The following is a 20,023-nucleotide window of genomic DNA, read 5'->3' on the forward strand; positions in this document are numbered from 1 at the left end:
TCTATATAGGTGAAAATTAGTGCCCTGCACTAACGTTCATGGCATTTCCTATAATAGTTAGAACTACTGGAAATAATACTGGTCCTAAGGTAAGGACAATGTTTAAAAGTATAATAAAACTATATAGTAAGCTGTAATTTTTACTATTACCGTTTTCGAATACTAGGATGACTAATGTTATTACAGTAATTAAATGTAGTAATAAAATTATCAGCCAATAATACATCATTATAGTAAGATTCCACTTTCCTAATAGTTGGTATGTTACCCCTATTATTATCCCTAATATAGTTACATTAAAGGAAATAAACAAAGTTCTTTTTAGTATTTTAGGAAATGTTTTGTGATCCACAGTTTTATTATATAAACCGATTAAAATGCCCAAAGATAGATATGCTAGTAATAGCCCTACCCAATTCCAGATCCAATCTTGATCCCCCATTAAATTAAACAAAAGCGAAAGGATCCCTCCTACTGCAAAAATCGAGGAGATCATAATACTATTTAAAGCTGATTTCATACTTTTTTCACTTCCTTAAAAATTTTACAATACAGCATTGAAGTCTACTCTTAAGTTGTCCTTTACTTATTAGAATCCTTTTCATTAAAAATCTTGTATGGGAATCCCATCATATAATCCGGTCATCATACCTATTAGCATATACGAAGAATGGATAGCCCAGCAAAAATTACATGTACATGATCCCATACCATAATTTTTAAACTAAACGAAGCTCCACCAAATCCTACTCCACATGGTAGATATACAAATAGAGGATGCGATCCATCAACTTTTATTTGTATATCAATTATTCAGACGAGTAGCAACTACTGCATTACCTTAAAATACATGCTTTGATTTTTCATCGTTAATAAAATAGCACATTTGATTCTTATTAACTTATGTTCCCCCTTCTTCTACTGCTTTACTATAACCAGCTGTATATTCAAAAATAGTAGCCCCTTTATTTCTAAGTAAATCTTTTTCCCACTTTTTCGCAGCTGCTGCCATATGTACATACGATATTTTAAAATTAATCATAATTTATTATAATTAAGTATATATTAACAATATATTAAGTATAAGTAAATAAAATTAATAATAATTTAATTTCATTTACTTATTTAAAGGGGATTACATATATGAACAATATTAATGTTGGTCAAAAAATTATGGCATTTAGAAAAGGTGCCGGATTAACCAGTAAACGTTTAGCAGAGTTAGCTGATATAACACCTTCCATGTTAAGTCAAATTGAGAAAGGAATCACAAATCCATCATTACAAACACTAAAATTAATTTCTGTAGCATTAAATATTCCATTGTTTAATTTTTTCTTAGAGGATACCAGTACAGAAGAATTAGTTGTAAGAGCTAACTAAGAAAAACCGGGAAAACCACCCGGTCCTTTTTCGTCTAGCGAAAATCCGATAAATTGTACATAATCCCATCAATCCCTGTGTAATCCTGCGGATACATATCTTCACCACATCGTTCACAGGAAAACCTAGGCGGAACAATCGAATCTCCTACATCCATGATATCAAATCTTCTTACCACAGAATCGGGAATATTTTCTGTTTGAGCACAGCCTACACAAACATACTGTACATAGCTAATTCGCTTATGTCCAACTGTGTTTTTCTTCTTTTTCTTTTTTCGATGTTTGCTTACTGGCGAAATAATCAATCACCCTCTTTAAATAATTTCGCGTATTTTGGCATAAAGCTACTTTTATTTTCCATTCTCTGCTTTCTAGGCAGACTTCCCCCTTGTATTCATAAAATGATTCACATTTTGGACAAAGAAGAGGATCTTTTTTTCCACTCGCGATAACTCGTTCCCTCCACGTCTGACGACGTAGTGTTTTTTTCACTTTTATTATCCAACGTCTGGCTTTCTTTTGCCATTCATTTAATAGTTTTTTACATAATGTTTTAATTCGACGTGCATACATGCCATAATGACGAATCATTTTGAATTGCTCATCTGGAATATGACGAATTAATCGAGAAATAAACTCTTCTACAGATATCGTTTCTACTTTTTTCCTCCCATCTAATTTGTCCGTATATGTAAAAGAAACAGATTGCCCATCATATTCCTCGATCCGGTTCAACCCAATAGCAGGTCGACGAATATAGCGGCCAATATACCGAAGTTGTTTTTTTACGTTTCCTTTCTGTTTCGGAGCATGTACATAGAAGCCTTTCCCATTATCAGAAAATGCTTTTTGAAGTTTCGATTGAATTGGCTTTTTTTCTGCCACCGTGAGCTCTTTTCGAATCAGTTTTAACACGATGGTTTGCCACTGTTTCCGAAGCATCTCAAACGGAAGAAAATCATACCCTTTCCACTCTCCAATCTTTGTCATCCCACCCATTGTAACAAGTATATGAACATGCGGATTAAAATTAATTCTAGTGCCGAAGGTGTGAAGACCTACGATAATACCGGGTGTTACCTTAATTTTCTTTTGAAAATAATCCACCAACAGCCTGGCGGCCTCATCCATAAAAATCTTTAATAAATGGCGGTGCAAAAGAAAAATATCTCGAAGTCCTTCATCTACGGTAAAAATAACATGACGATGATTCACCTGAAGTACGTCTTCTGAAAGAAGTCTACTCCATTCTTCACTTTCTCCTACAGAACAAGTTGTACAAAATCGTCCTTTACAACGATAAGGAACTTTTCGAACATGATGACACCCTTCACATACAAACAATTTAAATCCATTTTCAGGGTCTCCACACCCTCTAAATTTTTCAATTTCTTTCAAAACAACTGGACGGATCCTCGCTCCATATTTATCTTTAAATCGTTCCCAATGATTATGTTCATCAAAGAAAATACGTTTTAATATATTTGCTTCCATAACTAAAAAATATCACAATCTAGCGCATTATGGAAATTCCAAATATTGTTCAAAATCCCTTACATAACAAGCTTTCCAAGGAAGCAATTCGTGCTTAAAAACTTATACTTTCTTATCTTTCAAAGAAAAAAAATAACTTTTCCTGAAAGCGGCAATGTTTCGTATGAGCTATTATCTCCTAATTTAGATGGATCACTAGAATTGGCTTTAATGAATCTGTTACCTCAAACTGCTTCATCTATGGAGCCTGTGGCACATAAAGGGGAAGAAATAGCATTTATTATGGAAGGACAAGTAAAACTATATCTAAATGATGAGGTTTTACTTCTCAATACAGGTGATAGTGTTAAAATCCCACCTTATGCAAAGCATAAATGGGAAAACACTTCTTTAAACAAGGTCACTGTTATATTTGGAGTAACTCCACCATCTTTTTAATTTCAAATACTAGCGAAGAAAAGTTAGAGAAAATAATCCTCTAACTTTTCTTGTATACATAACTTTATTTTAAGAAAGTAAAAAAATTGTCTCTCAATTATATGAGATTATAATCTAATCGATTAAAAGTAGTGAAATAGATCTTTTTAATTACATACTTAATTTACTTTTTAATGTCCAGTATTTTTCTCCATTCGCTTCAAAAGAGAATTCTACCCATCCATTTGGATCTTCACGATAAATAAAGATGGTTGTTCCAGAAGTTACTGTACCAACTTTATTCTCCTCGACAGCTACATCTGGTCTACTTTTAATTTTTAAATTAAATGGATAAGGTACCTGATAGTAAGTAGCTGATGATACAACATTTGAGCTTGAACCGTCTGCATACATTTTATATGGAATTTCATTAGATAATGCGTCGACATCTAATGTTTCAGGATTCTTTGGTAATTTTTTTGCATATGTATAGTCTTCTACACGAAACGGTTTAATACGTTCCATAATACCCGCAATTTTCTTAGCCCAACCTTTATCTGATGCATATTTCACGTTCATGCCAGTTAATGTTGGCCCGTTATAATACATACCACTTTCTTCTAAATATCTTTCTCGTACATAATTAGCGTTATAAGCAATGCTATCGCCGTAGCTTGGTAAATATTTCGCATATTTAAACGGATCTCCATCATATGCACGTAGACCGAATAGATTATGTTTTTGATATGCGATTTCTGATTTTCCGTATCCAGATTCTAAAATCGCATGCGCTGCTAAATAATGAGCACTCACGCCATATTGATTTTGCGCATTGATAAAATCTTGCCCATGTCCAACTAAAGGACTATCCGAATGATATTTCGCAATAAAACTATCAATCTCTTGAGCTGTAATTTTCGAAGCCACTGTTAAATTTAAATCTTCATATGAAGTAGCAGTAATAATCTCTTTTTCATCGTTTGAATTTTGTTGTAACATATCTGTTTTTGCAGTAAGTTGAGCAGCTTCAGCACGTGTTATAAATCTATTTGGTTGCCAACCGTTCTCAGTACCATTAGAAATTTTTAAATCTATTAAAATATTGGCATATTTTTCTCCCCAATGCCCTTTTAAATCTTCAAATCTAACCTGCTCGTTATAATTTGGTGTGCTTTGTAGTTTATATGCATTTACTAGCATCGTAGCCATAGCAGCGCGAGTTACTTTCCCGGATGGATTGAAGATTCCATTACCTTCACCTTTAACAATACCAGCTCTTTCAGCAGCAGCAATATAAGGAGTAGCCCAGTGGTTTTGTGAATCTGTAAAAGATGGTTTTGCATTAGGATCAATTTGTATCCCTAAAACTTTTGTCATAATTTTTGTAGCCGAAGCTCTGTCTAATGAGTCATTTGAACCAAAAGTTCCATCTGGATAACCATTCAATACCTGTTTATCAACTAAATAATTAACAGATTTATCAGCCCATACAGGAACATCAGGGAATTTATGAGTATCTGCTAAAATATTAGAAGAATAGGATAATATAGATCCTGCAAGGATACCTGTTGCAATTAATTTGTGCTTCATTAAAATAAACACCTCTACCATTGTATTTATCAAATTGGGATTTTCTATTTTTATATTTACATGTTTGTAATAATAATAAAATCGTATTATCACACATTCAATTTGATGTAACGAGTATAGTTACTTATATACGCAAGTGTCAATGAATGTCTTTTACAAAAATGTATAACATTTACATAATTTTAAATTTTACATGATCTTATAATTGACTTATGTATAAATTTTGTAAAGGACCTTTTGATAGATTACTTATTAGCTTACCTGAAGAAATCTCTTTAGTTGTTAATTTGCCAACCTTTCTTATTTACTATGAATCAATTAAAAAAAGAAGTTTTTTGTTTAAGAGCTACTTTAAAATCTTAAGTTGATGGATGTGTGAACGTACCGCTACTAAAATTCTTGCTTTTAAATCATTATCACTGTATTATGTTTACGTAGCAATATAAGGATTATAGTATGTAAAAAGGAATCAAATCTACAAGTAATATTTAAATCCTTTTCCAAGTCAAAAAGACTTTGCCAAAATCTAATATAATTTATACTTGTCTTTTTAATATGTATCAAGTAAAAACATATTTTTTATCAATAGAATTCTGTTTTCAATATAAATTCAAACTTTTAAATAGAAGTTTATTTAATTTCAATGATAGGAATTATTGTTCTAAACAAGGAACCATACAAAGTGATCTGAAAAACCTGATAGATATTGTATGTAGTTTGCTCATCTCGAGGTACTACAATAAAAGAGCCTTACCTCTCTAGGTAAGACTCTACTAGTTTCGTTGTATAATATTTACATGATAACTAAGAAGCAGAAAACATATAACACCAAATAACAGCACCCTATTACTCCTCCTACAGCTAATACCTGTTTAACCCAACTCTTAAATTTTTGATTACTGTAAATCGCTTGCACTCTTTCCATATTTCCTCCTATTAAGGAGAACCCTTAAAGACTCTCACCTCGCTATAGTACCATTAAAAAATGAATGATAGAGATCTAATGTATAAATATGCAATATTGCATACGAAAATGTATTGTAATAATTGTAAGCGCTTACTATAATGAATTTATAAAGATTTATCATATCCTAATACGAAAAAAGAGGAGAGAATAATATGGAAATCGCAATGGCAGTTTTAAAATTTATAGGTGGAGCAATCCCATTAATTCAAGAACTTCTAAAAGCATTTATGTAAATTCACTATTCAGCAATTATTTACAAAAATTATCATACAAATGATCTGCCTATCAAAAATGAATTGATTTACAGATCATTTGCGTGATCAAGGTCCCTTTAACATGACTAAGGGGACTTTTTTAAAATTTCCAAATAATTAAGGTTACGTCACATCACCATCAAGTTAGCAAAATAAAATGAAACTTTAACTTGATGGTACTGTTGTGATTTAGAGATAAGATCAGATTATACAAAGATTACCCACTGATATGTGGAAGATAAAGAGATAAAGAATACACTTGCGAAATTTAAACGATTGAATTAAAAAACTTGATATTAGTGCGGTTAACAGAATATGAAAATTACTTAAAAATCGTGATATTAGCTAAAAAACACCAAGCCCCCCTCCCCTTCAGGGCCATCTTGGTATTTTTTACGTTCACCTACAAATTATTATTTATATTGTTGCATGGGTTTCCTTTTAAATTATATACGTCTACTTTACCATCGATAAGCAATGACTCATGTCTCCCATTTAATCGTACTGATTATGTTTTAAAAACCATCTTGGCTAAAATGATAAAGTAATCTAGCAACTTAACCACGTATAATACTATCACCGAAACCATATATACGATTTCTATAACCTGCTACGATATTTTTCTCTTTTATGCTTTATATGACCAAATGATGATCAGTAAGAACATCTTTAAAAGTTGTATCTGCCCGTAACATTTGTTGCTGCAAGTACTGAGCCTGTTAAAATCATTACTTTCATTTTCATGCTATTTTCCCCTTCTTATCCTAATTATTTTTCATTATTAATAATAAAAACATTAATTTCTCCCAGAATGCTATAGACTTACTAAAAAACTCTTCTTGCCTATAGAAGAGTTTTTACTATGATGTGACTCATACATCAAGGGTACTGTTAATTTTATATGGAAAATAAAAAGACTCCATTTTGAAAAAAGGTTAATCAAAATGGGGTTTTTTATTATAAATCTGAATTTATATATCCTTCTACCTAAAACATCGTATTATCATTAACTGCTTCACTTGGAATCTCTTGAATTACATCCCAGTGTTCGACAATCTTTCCATCCTTGATACGAAATATATCAACTATAGCAACTCCCTTATCTTGAGAATTAGTACGAGAATGTACATGAAGAGCAACTGTATCCCCTTCAGCTAATTCTTTTTTTCAAAAAACATTTAAATTCTACCCTAACGCTTGCAGAATTCTAGCATCCATTACTTTTCTTCTTGTTCTTAAATTTGTCATTGTCCTTAGTAAATTAATCCCAAAACTTATCATAAACTAACGCTCACTTTTCAATATAAGTAGACATGAGTATACTTATATTGAATTCCTTGAAACTTAATAAGTCCAATATTTTCTCAAAAAAATAGCAATGTAAGCTACCTCCTTTTCTACCATAGTACTAAGACACCTCTTATACGATATATTCAATAGCAAACATTTAAGCATCAAAAAATCACTTAGCGAAATTTGTACTATCTTAGCTATATTTTGTCGCATTACAAAGGGTGGGTAACTGCCATATTCTGAATATTCTGTATATTGATGAAAAAAACTCATTGTTAAATTTAATGTATCTAATTCCTGTTATTATCAGAATAAGCCTTTACATAGAAAAGGGGGATATTATGAATGTTCAAGAGAAGAGTAATGAGCAATTGATGGGATTATTACACGAATGGTATGAAGAAATTCGTTTATATCATGTAAAAGAAGCAAAACAAACATACCTAAAAGTAAAAGAAAGTTTAAAAGGACTAAAAGCAGATCACTATGTATCATTCTATTATTCCCTACTGAATTTTAGATATATGGTCTTGGTAGATGCAATGAGTATTACAAAAGATTCTTTTAATCAAATAGAAAAACTCTCTACTATCAAAGATGATTTTTTATTTTTAGCTTACTATTATCATTTCTTTAAGGCAATTCATTCTACAATTTTAGCAAATTATACTGAAGCGAAAACACACTATGAAAAGGCGGAAGAACTTTTAATTGATATACCTGACGCAGTAGAAAAAGCCGAGTTTGAGTATAGATTTTCAACTTACTGTTATCAATCTTATCAACCATTTGAAGCAATTCAACATGTAGTAAAGGCAAAAAAAGTATACCAGAATCATGTAGGCTATGAAATTAATGTTGCCTTATGCGACAATGTATACGGTTTAGCTTGTATAGATCTAAGAGAGTTTGAAAGAGCTGAAGAATGTCTCAATACGGTTATTGATGTTTTTAAAAAGTATAATGAAGAACAATTATTATTAAGAGTACGTCATAATTTGGGCTGGTTATATAATATTCAAGATTTATTTCCATTGGCGATCAGACAGAGTTCTGAAATTATAAATACCCTACCGAATCATTTTAAAGCATTATTTGTCTTAGCAAGAGCATATTATAATTTAGAAGGCATTGAAACAGCAAAATCATATATCGAGCAAGGAATGAAGTATACAAATGAATCAGGAAATGAGGAATATAAGCATCGTTTCGCAGTTTTAAATGAACTAATCACAGAACTACCTAGAATTAAACTAGAAAAAGTAGTTACTGATGCTATTTCTTATTTTGAAAAAGAGGAAATGTGGGATTGTGTAAAAGAATATGCAGGGATTTTAGCAATCCAATTTTATGAGGCAGATAATCATGTTAAGGCAAGCAAATATTTCTATATTAGTAATAATGCTGATAAGAAATATTTGAGAAAAGGAGCGTTAAAATAATGAAAAAGATTAAGAAAATTGTATTAAATATGGTAGTAGTAAGTGCATTAGCATGTAGCATAATTAGTTTAAATGTATCACAACACTCTTCGTTTAATGGTGGAGATACGCCAGCACCAACAAAACTGATTGTCTCTGGTGGAGTATCTATTGATTAACCTAATACATTTCCTTTATTAAAATCCAGAAAATTCAACTTATTACCTTTTACAAACCGTTGAATGAAAATGGATAAAATCTCGAACCTCTAATCCGAAACATATTTGTTTCGGATTATTCACATTATCTTTTTATATCCTCCCCTTCAAGCCCAGGAACTCCGTATTTACTAGGTAATGAACTCTATTAAACAATTATTAAATCTCTTTTCATCCAAGTTAAAGTAACTGTAAAGTTCATTTCATTCCTGCCACATTCTTATAAATATATGCCTTTACAACAACTATTGATTATTTTTTATTTCATTAATTCTATAATTTCTTTAATACACTTACCATTATCCATTGTTATATCTAATTTCTAATTAAAACCCTTCTTTGTAAGTTTATACCTATATATCGTGTTAAATTGTGTATGGCAAGATAAAACAAGCTGTTAAATTTAAATTATTGTTAGGTAGTTTCTACAGTATGATATTATCACACAATTAGTTATACATATAAAAAAGGTTTCCTGCCTTGTAACAGAAAACCTTTTATGTATTATTAATCTACAAACCTAAAATTTCAACAATCTGACGTGCCTTAGCATTATCTATATAATAATGCATCTCTAACCCTCTTCTTTCTGAACGGAGTACGGTTCCCCTTAATTTTGATAGATGTTGTGAAACAGTAGATTGGGGGATTCTTAATATTTCCGTTAACTGTGTAACATTACACATTTTATGGTGCATTAATTCATTTACAATTTGTAATCGAACAGGATGTGCCATTACTTTTAATACATCTACATCGTCTTCGTGGATTTCAGCTAGATTTTTTTCAGATATTAATGTTATCATTTCGCATTCTCCTTTATTATTAATTTCTATTTTCCTTTTATTCTTATAACTAATACTTATAGCTGATTACCATTTGTCCTGTTGAGAAAATATATTCTCTTTTTAAAACAAAAAGGACACTAATTCATTAAAACGTTTTTACTGCTTTAATGAATTGGTGCCCTCTAATTTTTTGAACCAAATATATCTTATTTTAAAGGATATTTTCAATTCTTTTTTCTCACATCTAGTAAAAATTTTGTATTTTCTTTAAAATCAATATAAAGAATATTCTTCAAATTATGAAAGTATAAATTTGCGACAAACTTATGCTTTCTATCACATTCCATACCAATCAAGATAGTTAACACTATTAATGTAGTACTAACTATCTTAATTAAATATTACTAATAGTAAGTCTAAATATTATCAATTCACTTTATATTACATATATGTAAAAATAATAACATGATAAGCTTTTTCAAATTTTTCTCCTTGTAAAGATTTGAAAATAGCATTTCATTACTCTCCTTACTGTTAATATGCCTAGAAAAAGAACCCCATAGGGTTCTTTTTCTGTTCATTCCCTAAAGTCCCATATTAATAAAAAAAGAAGAGGGATATATCCTCTCTTCACCAATAAAATCGAACATCTTTACACTTAAGGAAGGGCATACATTCATCAAGAGATGAAATGAACAATAATAGTTCACCTAGTGAATTATAACATAAACCCAATTCCATTAATAGATAATATTAACATTTATGGAATAATTGTGACAGAATTGTTAAATATCTTAATATTAAAAGGCTTTATATGTATGTAAATTGAAAGTGGATAGTGTAAGGATAAAATATAAGGGGGATATATCATGTTTAACAAAAAACAAACATTCGTAACAACGGTAACAGCTTTAACACTAGGATGTGGATTTACATTCGGATTAACACCGGCCTTTGCAGATTTTAACAAGATTTCCGCCAACAATATTCCTGTTCATTCTATTCAGAACCAAGAACAAGAACCTTTTACTGGATATGTCATTTCAGTAGAGAACAATTATTTAGTAGTTGCAGCTACGTCCACAAAAGATGAAGCTCTTGCTTATCAACATGATTGGTGGAATCTAGTTTCTCAAAATAAGATTTTAAGAGTTCCTGTTTCAGATAGTGAAAACTACACATTAGGTGAGAAATTAAATGTATATGCAGCTGCATGGACTAAATCCCTACCACCAATAGCTGTTATGCCCACAATTGAAAAAGTATTTCATTAAATTATATTTAAAATTAAGAAGGGCATCATTCTAATTAGAATGATGCCCTTTATCTCACCAACTTTTTTCTCTTATTAATCAAGCTGTCTAGTGATAAATAAGAAATGGTTACAGTAAGAAAACCCCATAGCCTTTGTTTAATAACTGATTTACCTTTTAGAATAAGCTCTTCTCATTATTCAAATAGATCTTTAAGATTCCATAAAAGATCATTTCAAAGAGCATTATATAAAAATTGAGCATACTGTTCACGAGTTGCTGTCATAAATGGAGCAAATTCCCCTATCTCTACTCCTGCTAAAATATAATTAGAGTAAACTACACTAATTTCTTCTTCTACCCAAAAGTTAGCAGGTATACCTTTAAATTAATGCGGAGCTTTCACACTGTAGGGAAAAGCATTTTTAATTATTTGTTCCATCTCCGCGCGTGTAAACGTACCTTTTGTCCTAAGATTTCCTTTTTTGTCTCCTTTAAAAATCCCTAACTCTGTCACCGTCAAAATTTCTTTTAAAAACATTGTTGAGTTTTCATTAATATCATGATAAAGATTAGCAAATGACGACTTCCCTTGAATATGTAGTATCTGATCATCTTTCACATACCCCTTCAAATGCGCTCGATAAAGTAGTGCATCTACTTGTTCACAGGTACATTATCTCCCAAACCAAATATACCATCTCCGTATCCTACAATAACATTTCCCTCATTAGATAAATTATATATTGCATAAATGACCAATAATCCATTGGCACCTCATCAAACAGAATTCGTTTCGCTTTTACTTCAGCAAAACCTGTACTAGTTAATAGTCTCCCTATAATCGTATTGCTCTTAACACTTTTCCACTCTTGTTATTCTGTATATTATAATTTTATATAAAATCACAAAAAATTATACACATATTTCATAATTAATGTTAATATAACGATATACAGATTTTATTATTAGTAATTTATAACAGGAGATGAAAAGATGAAAGGACTTGAATTTTCAACCAGCCTATTATTCTTTTGGATAAAAGGCAGAGTAGACGTTGATAATAGGTTTGTAAAAACCAACTTATCAAACACATTATTTGGTTTTGTTCCTGCTGGTAAAGACCAACAAAACATTCCTCTAAAAAATATTTCTGGAGCAATGTTATCTACCAAGTATTTCTTTAAACCAATGATTTTAGGAATACTAATTTTCTTATTTGGATTAGGTACTTTAAGTGATAGTTTTATTGGTGGATTAATTTTACTACTATTAGGTATTGGAATTGCGGGTAGCGGTATCCAGACAATATTAAGAATTGAAAAAGCAGGAACACCTTATTATATTAGTGTCCCATTCTTTGAAAAAGAAAAAATGCAATTATTAAATGATATTATACAAAATGCTTTAGCAGACGACACAGACAAAACAGATTTAAATTTATTCTTCGATAAAAAATCACAATAAATATTATTATAGTTAAAATAAAACCTTATAATATAATTATATTATAAGGTTTTTTAAGTTAATCTAGCACAAGTTATTCTCAATAAAATTCTACTTTTACCTTCTCTTCTTGTAAAATTCATATGAATTCCCATCCCATCCCATCTCGCCTTTTACAAAATATTTTTTTATTTCTCAACATAAAATGATTAGAATTAAATTCCTAATCATAGTACCTACAGTTGTCAATTATCCTCCCTTTTTGAAAGGTCCTATCTTTAATGACAATTCCATTCAAATTTTCCTAACCTAAAATATCCTCTCTATTTCGTTTTCTTTTTAACCCCAATAGTATATATCCTCTTTTAATCTATTATATTCAAGTTACATGCCTCCATTTAGAGATGTTAAATTAACAAATATCTACTAAATGTCTATTAAAAACTCATATTACAATCGTTATCCAGAACCCAAAATACAAACAGATAAAGTACTCTTATTTCCTATTAGTGGCTATATCAGCGTAATTGTCTCTTGTCAGAAGATCCTATAATATTATGTACAACGAAATTAATTTTTCACTAATAAATTGGTGGGTGATATAAGTAAATCCACCTAACGCATCATCAGCAATCTACGTATTAACGGATTTATTCTAAGTAGATTAAAATGAGAGATTGATATCAAATTTACAAAAGGAAAAGAGAACGTTTAATTTGATTAATGTTATAAAACATATAAAGGAGGTTAAAACGTGGTACTCTCAAGACAAGATTCCTGGACGAACGATAACGATTTACTTCTCGCATCCACAGTACTCCAGAAGATTCGTAACGGTGGAACACAGTTAACTGCATTCAAGGAAGTAGCAAAGCTACTAAATCGGACACCTGCAGCTTGTGGATTTCGCTGGAATTCATACGTGAGAAAACAATACCAAGAGGAAATACAACAAGCAAAACAAAATCGAGAAGTGGGAAACAATATTTCTCCCTCTCAACAAAAAAAGAAACATACTCTTTATCTTTGACATTAGATGATATTATTCTCTTTCTACAAAATTATAAAAAAACATATGAATTTACAAACTTACAAAGTCAAATAAAAACTTTAGAGACAGAAAATCATTCCCTTCTACAACGTGTAACTATGTACGAAGAAGAGTATCGTATGTTACTTAATCATATTGATAAGACAAGAAGTCTAGTTGAAATTAATTAAATAAAGTAGCAAATTACTTTTATACACTTAAGTCGTCACCTAAAAAACTCACTATATATAAATTAAGTTTAAACACTAATAAATAAAGTGCACGTTTACTCTTAATAAACGTGCACTTTATTTAATCCTTAAAACATAAAATTTAATTTTCAACTCATTAACAATATTAAAATTAAGATGTTTGTTTTATAGGTATTTGTTTACTTCTATTCTCAATAAGTCTATCTAATAGTAAGTAAACAAATCCAGAAATAATACAACCCACACCTAAGATTGTAAATAACATATGTCCTAAAAGCTGATCCAGTAATACACCGCCTAGAAGAGGTCCAAATACATTACCTGTAATCCATTGCAGATTAGCCGCCCCCATATAAGTCCCCCTCAAATGTTCTGGAGCTATATTAGCGACGAATGTCATTTGGACAGGTGACATGATCATTTCCCCTACTGTATAAACTGTATAAGCTATTAATAATGAGCCTAGAATAATTAAATCATTTGCGTCTATTACTTGAAACCACTTTGGTAACCATCCTATTGCTAAAAGGCCAACGCCAAAAAGAATAGCACCATATAGCATTGATTTACCAATTGGTTTGTGAGTTAACCACTTTGAAATAGGAAATTGGAAACATACAACCAATAAGCCATTTAAAGTCATTAAATATGGAAATGGATTACCATTTCCAAAAATCATTGTATTCTCATTACTAAAATGAAGTGGTAACATACCTTCCGATTGTGAGAATCCCATAAATATAATGATTCCCGTCACTATATAGAATAGAAATATTCTATCTCTTATAACAACTCTTAACGTAAATCTTATTGACTGTTTATGTGTTTCCTCATGTATCATTATATTTTTAGGCTTTGTTTCCTTTAGAAACAATAACATTAATATTGTATAAAACAGCATGGTTCCAGAAGTAATCAAAAATATGACATCTTTTGATACAACCACAACTGCTGCACCAATTATAGGGCCTATCGCAGCTCCTATATTATGAGCCATTCTAAGTAATCCATATGCCTCAGTTCTTTTTTCAGGTTCTGTTACATCGGTAACCATTGCAGATGCCGCTGGTTCAAAGAAAGAATTACATAGCCCTAAACCAATAGATAAAATGGCATACCCTATAAAACTATCAATAAACAAAAAAACAAGCATTAGTAGCCCATTACTGGCCATAGAGAGTACCATAGTTGGTTTCCGTCCATAAGTATCCGCTATATGCCCTCCAATTAATGAACCAAAACTCGCCGCAATTGGGGATAAAGCTATAACTATACCTACCTCAAGTAGAGAATCCACTTTATCCTTTAAATATAATGCAAAAAATGGCATTAACATCATCATTGCAATACCATTTAAGGCTTCTCCGATAAAGCGGATCCAGACATTAAGATCCATCCCCTTTAATTCTTTCCATGTACTCCTCATATAGTTACCTCGCCTATGCTCAAAGTATATTTTTATCCCAACAAAAGTTTTACTATATTATTATTAAAATCTAAATTTAGTCGGCTATGCTGACCCCCCCCCCCCGAAAAAACCTATCTTTTGATAAAGTAATATAAACTTGTCCCTATAATTTCTAGTGCCTCCTGCATACGTTGAGGAGAAATATTTTCTAAAACGGTATCTTGAGGTGTATGGAATACCTTTTCAACATGATAAATTAGGGGATTCCAACTCTCTACATCCATCCAAATAAATAGTGCTGAGGAAATTCCAGCTTCGTAAAATGGTACATGATCACTAGAATCAAACTTTCCAGTTAATACAACCGATTTCCCTAATGCTTTACTAGTAGCTACTGCAGTATTTGTTACTTCATTTTGAGAGCCATCTAGTGTCATTGCATATAAGTCCTTAGCCTGTTGGTAACTTGTCGCTATCATATCTGCATTAAAAACCCCTAGAATATGTTTCTTATCTGTTGTAGATAACTGATTAACATAATGGTAAGCACCTAAGGATTCATTTTCTTCTGCTCCAAACGCTATGAATTGAATTTCTTTATTAATCTCTATATCTTTAAAATTGTATGCTAACTCTAATAAAAGTCCTACGCCAGAAGCATTGTCATTTGCTCCAGGTGCTCCGATAACACTATCATAATGAGCACTCATTATTGCTACATCCTCATTATCTGTCTTGTATTTGGGCTTTTTTTTCGCAATAACATTTAATGAACTCAAATTCATTTCATGTTTTGCCTTTAAACTAACTATATTTTTATTATGCACTATTTTATCTTTCATTCTAATTCCCTGATTATAAGCAAGCCCAAATACAGGTATTGATTGTTTCTTTTTTAGAACTGGGTTAAAGGCTTCTCCATAGTTGCCTCTATCCCCAATCGTACTATATAACAATACAGCTTTTGCTCCCTTTTCTACTGCATACTCAACTTGTTCATTATATTTCTCATACGTATCAGCTTGTTCCAGTAATACTATTTTCCCATGAATTGGCTCAGGTGAATTTTTAATATCGTTCTCTTTTCCTATAGAAACTACCGGCCCTACGACAGGATCTTTAGGTATAGATGCATTAGATGCTGCTCCAACTTGCCATTCTTTTTCTCCATACACACTAAAAGAGATACTCCCAATATATTGATCTGGTACAGGAAAGGCCTGATACTCAACTTCATACCCTAATTTTTTTAATGTATCTCCAATGTATGTAGCTGCTTTATGTTCTTCCTTAGTCCCACTTGGACGTGGACCAATTTTCTCAGACAGAAAACGTGTATGTTCAATAGCTCGACTAGCACGAACCTTATCTGACATGAGAGAACTTTGGTCGTTCTTAGTCATAGCATGTACTAGTATTACATCCTCAGATAAATTACTAAAAAGGAAAAGCAACAAAATCCCAAAAGTTACAATAAGCTTCTTTATAAGAGTTAGTTTTTTCATTTGTCCTCCCTATGATTAAAAAAGATTAATATTAAAACCTTCCCTCCTAACACACTTACTTAGAAGAAAAGGTTCATTAAAATAATCTCTAACTCAAGTTACATGTAAAAATAAATAAACCGATAGTGCCTTTTATATCTCCAAATAATTCATTTTTGTTTGCATACCAGTAATATTTTTATGAAACCAATTAAGAGTCTCCCATGACCTCTTTCTATTCGTATAATCAGTTTCCTGAACCTCAAATACAATTCCTATGTTTTTATCCAAAGTATTGTTCTTCACTTTTAATAAAGTTTCATGTAATAAACTTTCATCAATAGATCCATTAGCCGGATTCTCTCCCTCATAGCAACGTATCTCACTATAAGGAATCGTTAAATGCTTAAAAGAACTAAAATGAAAATGTTTAATATAATCCATTAAGCTTAAATACTTATGAAAATCCTTATATTCAATTTCTTCTTGCCTTAATAATTTAGAAATACCTAAACGTGTAAGATAGGTTATAGACCAATGACATATATCCCATGTTATTCCAACGTTAGATAACTCCAGATTAACCAAATCAGTAAAATCTTCGGGATATATAAATATAGGATCAAAATCATCGCCCAAGTTTCCAATAATGGGTAGGTTTTCAACGCCAATCCATATATCAGTCCCTTTTATTTCCTCATCTAGCATATTAAAGAACTCTATAATCCTTTTTCTATTATCTAGAAGATTATAGTTTTGAAATTCCGCGACATTCATGAATTGATTAGCATGCACTGTTATACCTGATGCATTATACTTTATAGCAAGGTTAATAAATTCATATAGTTGCTTTTTAATAAATTCATCATTGAGATAGTCTGCATTATCAGTAGGAAAATGCAGCGTTAACAAGGATGGATTAAGGGTTTGAACAAAAGACAGGACCTCAGAAAACCTTTTTGTATATGAGTTATCAAATAAAGATGTCCCATCAAAAATATTTGCTTCTAATCCATAGCCTTTTTCAACCCATTTTAAGTCAATCTGTTTACTATCTAAACCAAAGAACGGGACCTGTGGTATTAACATATTCTCTTCACCTACCATGTCCCCCTTACTAACATAAATGCCTCAGCCGCTTGGTATCCAGATTTGGCACCCCATACAAATGCGTTATGTCTCATTGCTTCTATAGAGCGTGGATGAGGAAATTCCCTTAACTCAGATTCATAATGTCTCATCGCACTTAATTTCTCCTCCAAATGATCTTCAATATTCACAAAATAATTAGGAAGAAACTTATCTTTTTCATTATAATTCCACTCTGTAGAAGATAAAGTTTCATATGCAAATACCCATTTGATATTAGTATCTGGCAGAGGGCGTGTCGCTGTCATTACTGCTCTGTAAACAACAGTATGATCAATATTTATATCTCCACCATATTGAGTATAAATAATTGTAGGATTTATTTTTTTAATGTGATTTTCAATCTCTTTCACTACATCAAGTAAGGGTAATGTATCAAGACGATTATCAGGGAAATCTAGTCTTGCAAAACTTTTTACACCAAGTGTAGTACATGCCCCCTCTGTTTCTTTATAAGATAAGTTCTTAACCTCTAAATCTAGCTCTTTATATTCTTTAGCTCTAGAAGATTTTCCCTCTGCAAGTATTACAACATGTACATCATCACCTTGTTTCACATGTTTCGCTATTGTTCCACCAACACCAATTATTTCATCATCCGGATGAGCGGCAAATACAAGTACATTCATAAAATTTTAGACTCCTTTAATTAATTTTTCTGTTTCCTTTGGTCCACAATTTAGTAAAATATCTAAAATAGATAAATGTGGTATAAATTCCCCAAATAATTGCTTGTAGGAATAATCCCTTATTCTTTGGTAGATAATTTCTATATTTTCATTCTCAAAATCATTTTCGTCTAAATAATCTTGCCCTAAACTTCCAGAATAATAAGTACTGGCATTAAATTTCTGACACAACTCTAATACAAAATCACTTTTCTTACCTGTAATCCCCTCTAAATCTGATACATAATATAGTTCCGTATCAATGTTTAATTCACGGATAATAAAATGAATAAAATTCATGTTCATATCATTTAAATTAATCCAATCTTCCGAATAAAAATTTTCTAAATAATCCTTATATACATTAAAGTAAGGTGCATTAGAATAATTAATTCTTATTGCTTTCCAATGCTTCCGTTCCCAATCTTGAGTATTGTCTATCTTTAACTTATTAAATGGAATTTCTTTATAATTCTTCATTTGTATTGGAACAGTTAACCAAGACGCTCCTTGTGAAGTTTTAATACGATTCCTATTTAAAAAACCTTTTTTTTCAAATTGTGCTATATCATGAAATACAAACACATCTGATTTATGAATTTTTTCAAAAAAACCATACCAAGGTAAATAACTTGGTTGGTGGCCACTAATAATCATAGTTTAAATCCTTTCTTTTAAACAAAAACATTTTTTCAAAGCTGCCCCCCAGTATATCTTAGGTCTAGCAATCCCTTTATTATGTGAATATCCTAAATCCGCATACTTTAATTTATTATGAATTGCTAATTCAAACGCATCATTTAGTAGTAAATATGAAGATTGTGAATTTTTCCCTTCGGTATTGTTAATGTTAATCCAATAATATAAAACCTTTTTATCCATTATAAAAATGCTGGAACTAATTAATTCTTCTTCTAAGAATGCCCCTAAGAAAAGGATTTTTTCTTGCAAATTAAGAACTAAATGATAAAAAAACTCTCTACTAAATGAATAACTCGCTCCTATACTTGTATTATGTTCTTGATATAATTGGTAAAACTCATCTAATTCCGCTACAGTTATAGGACGAACTTCAACATTCTGTTTACGTGCATACCTAACACTTGTCCTAGCTTTTCCAGAACACGATGTCCATAAATCCTCAAACCTATTTGGTAGATCTAGCATATAAGTTTCTTTATAATCCCACTTTTCTTTACTATAACTTTGAAAAGGATTTATCGTTATAGGTAATAAAAGCTTTTGAATTTTATTTTCAAACTTCTTATTTATTATGGATTCATAAACTGAAAAATCTATTTTATCTTGGCCAATTATTATTGGACCTCCATAACCAATTAAACTTCCCAAAAGCCTACCATCCTGTACATACATAGGAGTTAAAACTACTGTATCTCGTGTTTCTATTAGTACTGGGAAAAATTGAACACCAGGTAATAATTCCATTAACTTTCCCCATTCGTAACTATGAAATACAGAACCATTGTATTCTTCCATACAGGCATCCCAATATTGGGCGTCAGTACATATTTCGATTTCCATATAA

The 20,023-nt window shown here is 31.0% G+C and carries 16 protein-coding genes and 5 pseudogenes; 8 read left to right on the forward strand and 13 right to left on the reverse strand.

From position 1 onward, the window contains the following. Positions 1-16: 16 nt before the first annotated feature. A complete protein-coding gene (locus MHI28_RS04320) occupies positions 17-520 on the reverse strand; it encodes a DUF3902 family protein (protein ID WP_000833540.1) in 504 nt (167 codons plus the stop codon). Positions 521-901: 381 nt separating this feature from the next. Then, entirely contained in the window at positions 902-1,042 is a 141-nt protein-coding gene (locus tag MHI28_RS04325; protein ID WP_003260087.1) for a hypothetical protein, read from the reverse strand. Between the two features lie 101 nt (positions 1,043-1,143). Here MHI28_RS04325 and MHI28_RS04330 point away from each other — a divergent pair. Continuing rightward, positions 1,144-1,380, forward strand: a pseudogene (locus MHI28_RS04330) (helix-turn-helix domain-containing protein); the annotation flags it as partial. Between the two features lie 245 nt (positions 1,381-1,625). On the opposite strand, the gene MHI28_RS04335 reads toward MHI28_RS04330, so the two are convergent. Then, on the reverse strand, positions 1,626-2,879 hold the full coding sequence (locus MHI28_RS04335) for an IS91 family transposase (RefSeq protein WP_100910182.1): 1,254 nt from the start codon (positions 2,877-2,879) through the stop codon (positions 1,626-1,628). Between the two features lie 120 nt (positions 2,880-2,999). Between MHI28_RS04335 and MHI28_RS04340 the strand changes: the two are divergent. Further along, a pseudogene (locus MHI28_RS04340) lies at positions 3,000-3,317 on the forward strand (cupin domain-containing protein); the annotation flags it as partial. A gap of 150 nt (positions 3,318-3,467) precedes the next feature. On the opposite strand, the gene MHI28_RS04345 reads toward MHI28_RS04340, so the two are convergent. Next, entirely contained in the window at positions 3,468-4,886 is a 1,419-nt protein-coding gene (locus MHI28_RS04345) for an S-layer homology domain-containing protein (RefSeq protein ID WP_000680994.1), read from the reverse strand. A gap of 1,013 nt (positions 4,887-5,899) precedes the next feature. Here MHI28_RS04345 and MHI28_RS04350 point away from each other — a divergent pair. Next, positions 5,900-6,086 (forward strand): annotated as a pseudogene (locus MHI28_RS04350) (hypothetical protein). A gap of 1,008 nt (positions 6,087-7,094) precedes the next feature. Here MHI28_RS04350 and MHI28_RS04355 read toward each other — a convergent pair. Next, a pseudogene (locus MHI28_RS04355) lies at positions 7,095-7,274 on the reverse strand (nuclear transport factor 2 family protein); the annotation flags it as partial. 467 nt (positions 7,275-7,741) lie between these two features. On the opposite strand from MHI28_RS04355, the gene MHI28_RS04360 reads away from it, so the two are divergent. Both MHI28_RS04360 and MHI28_RS04365 read left to right on the forward strand, forming a co-directional pair. Further along, positions 7,742-8,842 (forward strand): response regulator aspartate phosphatase, encoded by a 1,101-nt coding sequence (locus MHI28_RS04360; protein ID WP_001102552.1) that lies wholly within the window; start codon positions 7,742-7,744, stop codon positions 8,840-8,842. Beyond that, positions 8,842-9,000: a Phr family secreted Rap phosphatase inhibitor gene (locus MHI28_RS04365; protein WP_000721348.1), complete on the forward strand. Its 159-nt coding sequence runs from the start codon at positions 8,842-8,844 to the stop codon at positions 8,998-9,000. The genes MHI28_RS04360 and MHI28_RS04365 overlap by 1 nt, the downstream gene beginning before the upstream one ends. 551 nt (positions 9,001-9,551) lie before the next feature. Here the strand turns inward: MHI28_RS04365 and MHI28_RS04370 are convergent. After that, complete coding sequence (locus MHI28_RS04370; protein ID WP_000631350.1) at positions 9,552-9,845, reverse strand: ArsR/SmtB family transcription factor; 294 nt, start codon at positions 9,843-9,845, stop codon at positions 9,552-9,554. An 851-nt stretch (positions 9,846-10,696) separates the two neighbouring features. On the opposite strand from MHI28_RS04370, the gene MHI28_RS04375 reads away from it, so the two are divergent. Beyond that, complete coding sequence (locus MHI28_RS04375) at positions 10,697-11,101, forward strand: DUF3221 domain-containing protein (protein ID WP_000482311.1); 405 nt, start codon at positions 10,697-10,699, stop codon at positions 11,099-11,101. 367 nt (positions 11,102-11,468) lie between these two features. Here the strand turns inward: MHI28_RS04375 and MHI28_RS04380 are convergent, their stop codons facing one another. Further along, positions 11,469-11,702, reverse strand: a complete 234-nt coding sequence (locus tag MHI28_RS04380; protein ID WP_002162801.1) for an S-layer homology domain-containing protein — start codon at positions 11,700-11,702, stop codon at positions 11,469-11,471. A 374-nt stretch (positions 11,703-12,076) separates the two neighbouring features. Here MHI28_RS04380 and MHI28_RS04385 point away from each other — a divergent pair, with 374 nt between their 5' ends. Both MHI28_RS04385 and MHI28_RS04390 read left to right on the forward strand, forming a co-directional pair. After that, entirely contained in the window at positions 12,077-12,547 is a 471-nt protein-coding gene (locus tag MHI28_RS04385; protein WP_000677076.1) for a hypothetical protein, read from the forward strand. 733 nt (positions 12,548-13,280) lie between these two features. Then, positions 13,281-13,747: pseudogene (locus MHI28_RS04390) on the forward strand (RsfA family transcriptional regulator). Positions 13,748-13,919: 172 nt separating this feature from the next. Here the strand turns inward: MHI28_RS04390 and MHI28_RS04395 are convergent. The 6 genes from MHI28_RS04395 to MHI28_RS04420 form a co-directional block, all read right to left on the reverse strand. Beyond that, complete coding sequence (locus MHI28_RS04395) at positions 13,920-15,194, reverse strand: MDR family MFS transporter (protein ID WP_086412991.1); 1,275 nt, start codon at positions 15,192-15,194, stop codon at positions 13,920-13,922. A gap of 113 nt (positions 15,195-15,307) precedes the next feature. Further along, positions 15,308-16,681 carry a M28 family metallopeptidase gene (locus MHI28_RS04400; protein ID WP_000737099.1) on the reverse strand — a complete coding sequence of 458 codons (1,374 nt, stop codon included), beginning with the start codon at positions 16,679-16,681 and terminating at the stop codon, positions 15,308-15,310. A gap of 132 nt (positions 16,682-16,813) precedes the next feature. Next, on the reverse strand, positions 16,814-17,749 hold the full coding sequence (locus MHI28_RS04405) for an endonuclease (RefSeq protein ID WP_003281342.1): 936 nt from the start codon (positions 17,747-17,749) through the stop codon (positions 16,814-16,816). 11 nt (positions 17,750-17,760) lie between these two features. Beyond that, positions 17,761-18,438 carry a PIG-L deacetylase family protein gene (locus MHI28_RS04410; protein WP_001101895.1) on the reverse strand — a complete coding sequence of 226 codons (678 nt, stop codon included), beginning with the start codon at positions 18,436-18,438 and terminating at the stop codon, positions 17,761-17,763. A 6-nt stretch (positions 18,439-18,444) separates the two neighbouring features. Then, complete coding sequence (locus MHI28_RS04415) at positions 18,445-19,134, reverse strand: WbqC family protein (RefSeq protein ID WP_000587149.1); 690 nt, start codon at positions 19,132-19,134, stop codon at positions 18,445-18,447. A gap of 3 nt (positions 19,135-19,137) precedes the next feature. Further along, on the reverse strand, positions 19,138-20,019 hold the full coding sequence (locus tag MHI28_RS04420) for a GNAT family N-acetyltransferase (RefSeq protein ID WP_000401946.1): 882 nt from the start codon (positions 20,017-20,019) through the stop codon (positions 19,138-19,140). Positions 20,020-20,023: the final 4 nt, after the last annotated feature.

The organism is Bacillus sp. FSL K6-0268 (assembly GCF_038005425.1).
Taxonomy (GTDB): domain Bacteria; phylum Bacillota; class Bacilli; order Bacillales; family Bacillaceae_G; genus Bacillus_A; species Bacillus_A thuringiensis_S.

What these genes read in the sequence shown, in the direction of transcription:
- MHI28_RS04320 (WP_000833540.1), bottom strand. Translation starts at nt 520, where the DNA reads ATGAAATCAGCTTTAAATAGTATTATGATCTCCTCGATTTTTGCAGTA.
- MHI28_RS04325 (WP_003260087.1), bottom strand. Translation starts at nt 1,042, where the DNA reads ATGATTAATTTTAAAATATCGTATGTACATATGGCAGCAGCTGCGAAA.
- MHI28_RS04335 (WP_100910182.1), bottom strand. Translation starts at nt 2,879, where the DNA reads ATGGAAGCAAATATATTAAAACGTATTTTCTTTGATGAACATAATCAT.
- MHI28_RS04345 (WP_000680994.1), bottom strand. Translation starts at nt 4,886, where the DNA reads ATGAAGCACAAATTAATTGCAACAGGTATCCTTGCAGGATCTATATTA.
- MHI28_RS04360 (WP_001102552.1), top strand. Translation starts at nt 7,742, where the DNA reads ATGAATGTTCAAGAGAAGAGTAATGAGCAATTGATGGGATTATTACAC.
- MHI28_RS04365 (WP_000721348.1), top strand. Translation starts at nt 8,842, where the DNA reads ATGAAAAAGATTAAGAAAATTGTATTAAATATGGTAGTAGTAAGTGCA.
- MHI28_RS04370 (WP_000631350.1), bottom strand. Translation starts at nt 9,845, where the DNA reads ATGATAACATTAATATCTGAAAAAAATCTAGCTGAAATCCACGAAGAC.
- MHI28_RS04375 (WP_000482311.1), top strand. Translation starts at nt 10,697, where the DNA reads ATGTTTAACAAAAAACAAACATTCGTAACAACGGTAACAGCTTTAACA.
- MHI28_RS04385 (WP_000677076.1), top strand. Translation starts at nt 12,077, where the DNA reads ATGAAAGGACTTGAATTTTCAACCAGCCTATTATTCTTTTGGATAAAA.
- MHI28_RS04395 (WP_086412991.1), bottom strand. Translation starts at nt 15,194, where the DNA reads ATGAGGAGTACATGGAAAGAATTAAAGGGGATGGATCTTAATGTCTGG.
- MHI28_RS04400 (WP_000737099.1), bottom strand. Translation starts at nt 16,681, where the DNA reads ATGAAAAAACTAACTCTTATAAAGAAGCTTATTGTAACTTTTGGGATT.
- MHI28_RS04405 (WP_003281342.1), bottom strand. Translation starts at nt 17,749, where the DNA reads ATGTTAATACCACAGGTCCCGTTCTTTGGTTTAGATAGTAAACAGATT.
- MHI28_RS04410 (WP_001101895.1), bottom strand. Translation starts at nt 18,438, where the DNA reads ATGAATGTACTTGTATTTGCCGCTCATCCGGATGATGAAATAATTGGT.
- MHI28_RS04415 (WP_000587149.1), bottom strand. Translation starts at nt 19,134, where the DNA reads ATGATTATTAGTGGCCACCAACCAAGTTATTTACCTTGGTATGGTTTT.
- MHI28_RS04420 (WP_000401946.1), bottom strand. Translation starts at nt 20,019, where the DNA reads ATGGAAATCGAAATATGTACTGACGCCCAATATTGGGATGCCTGTATG.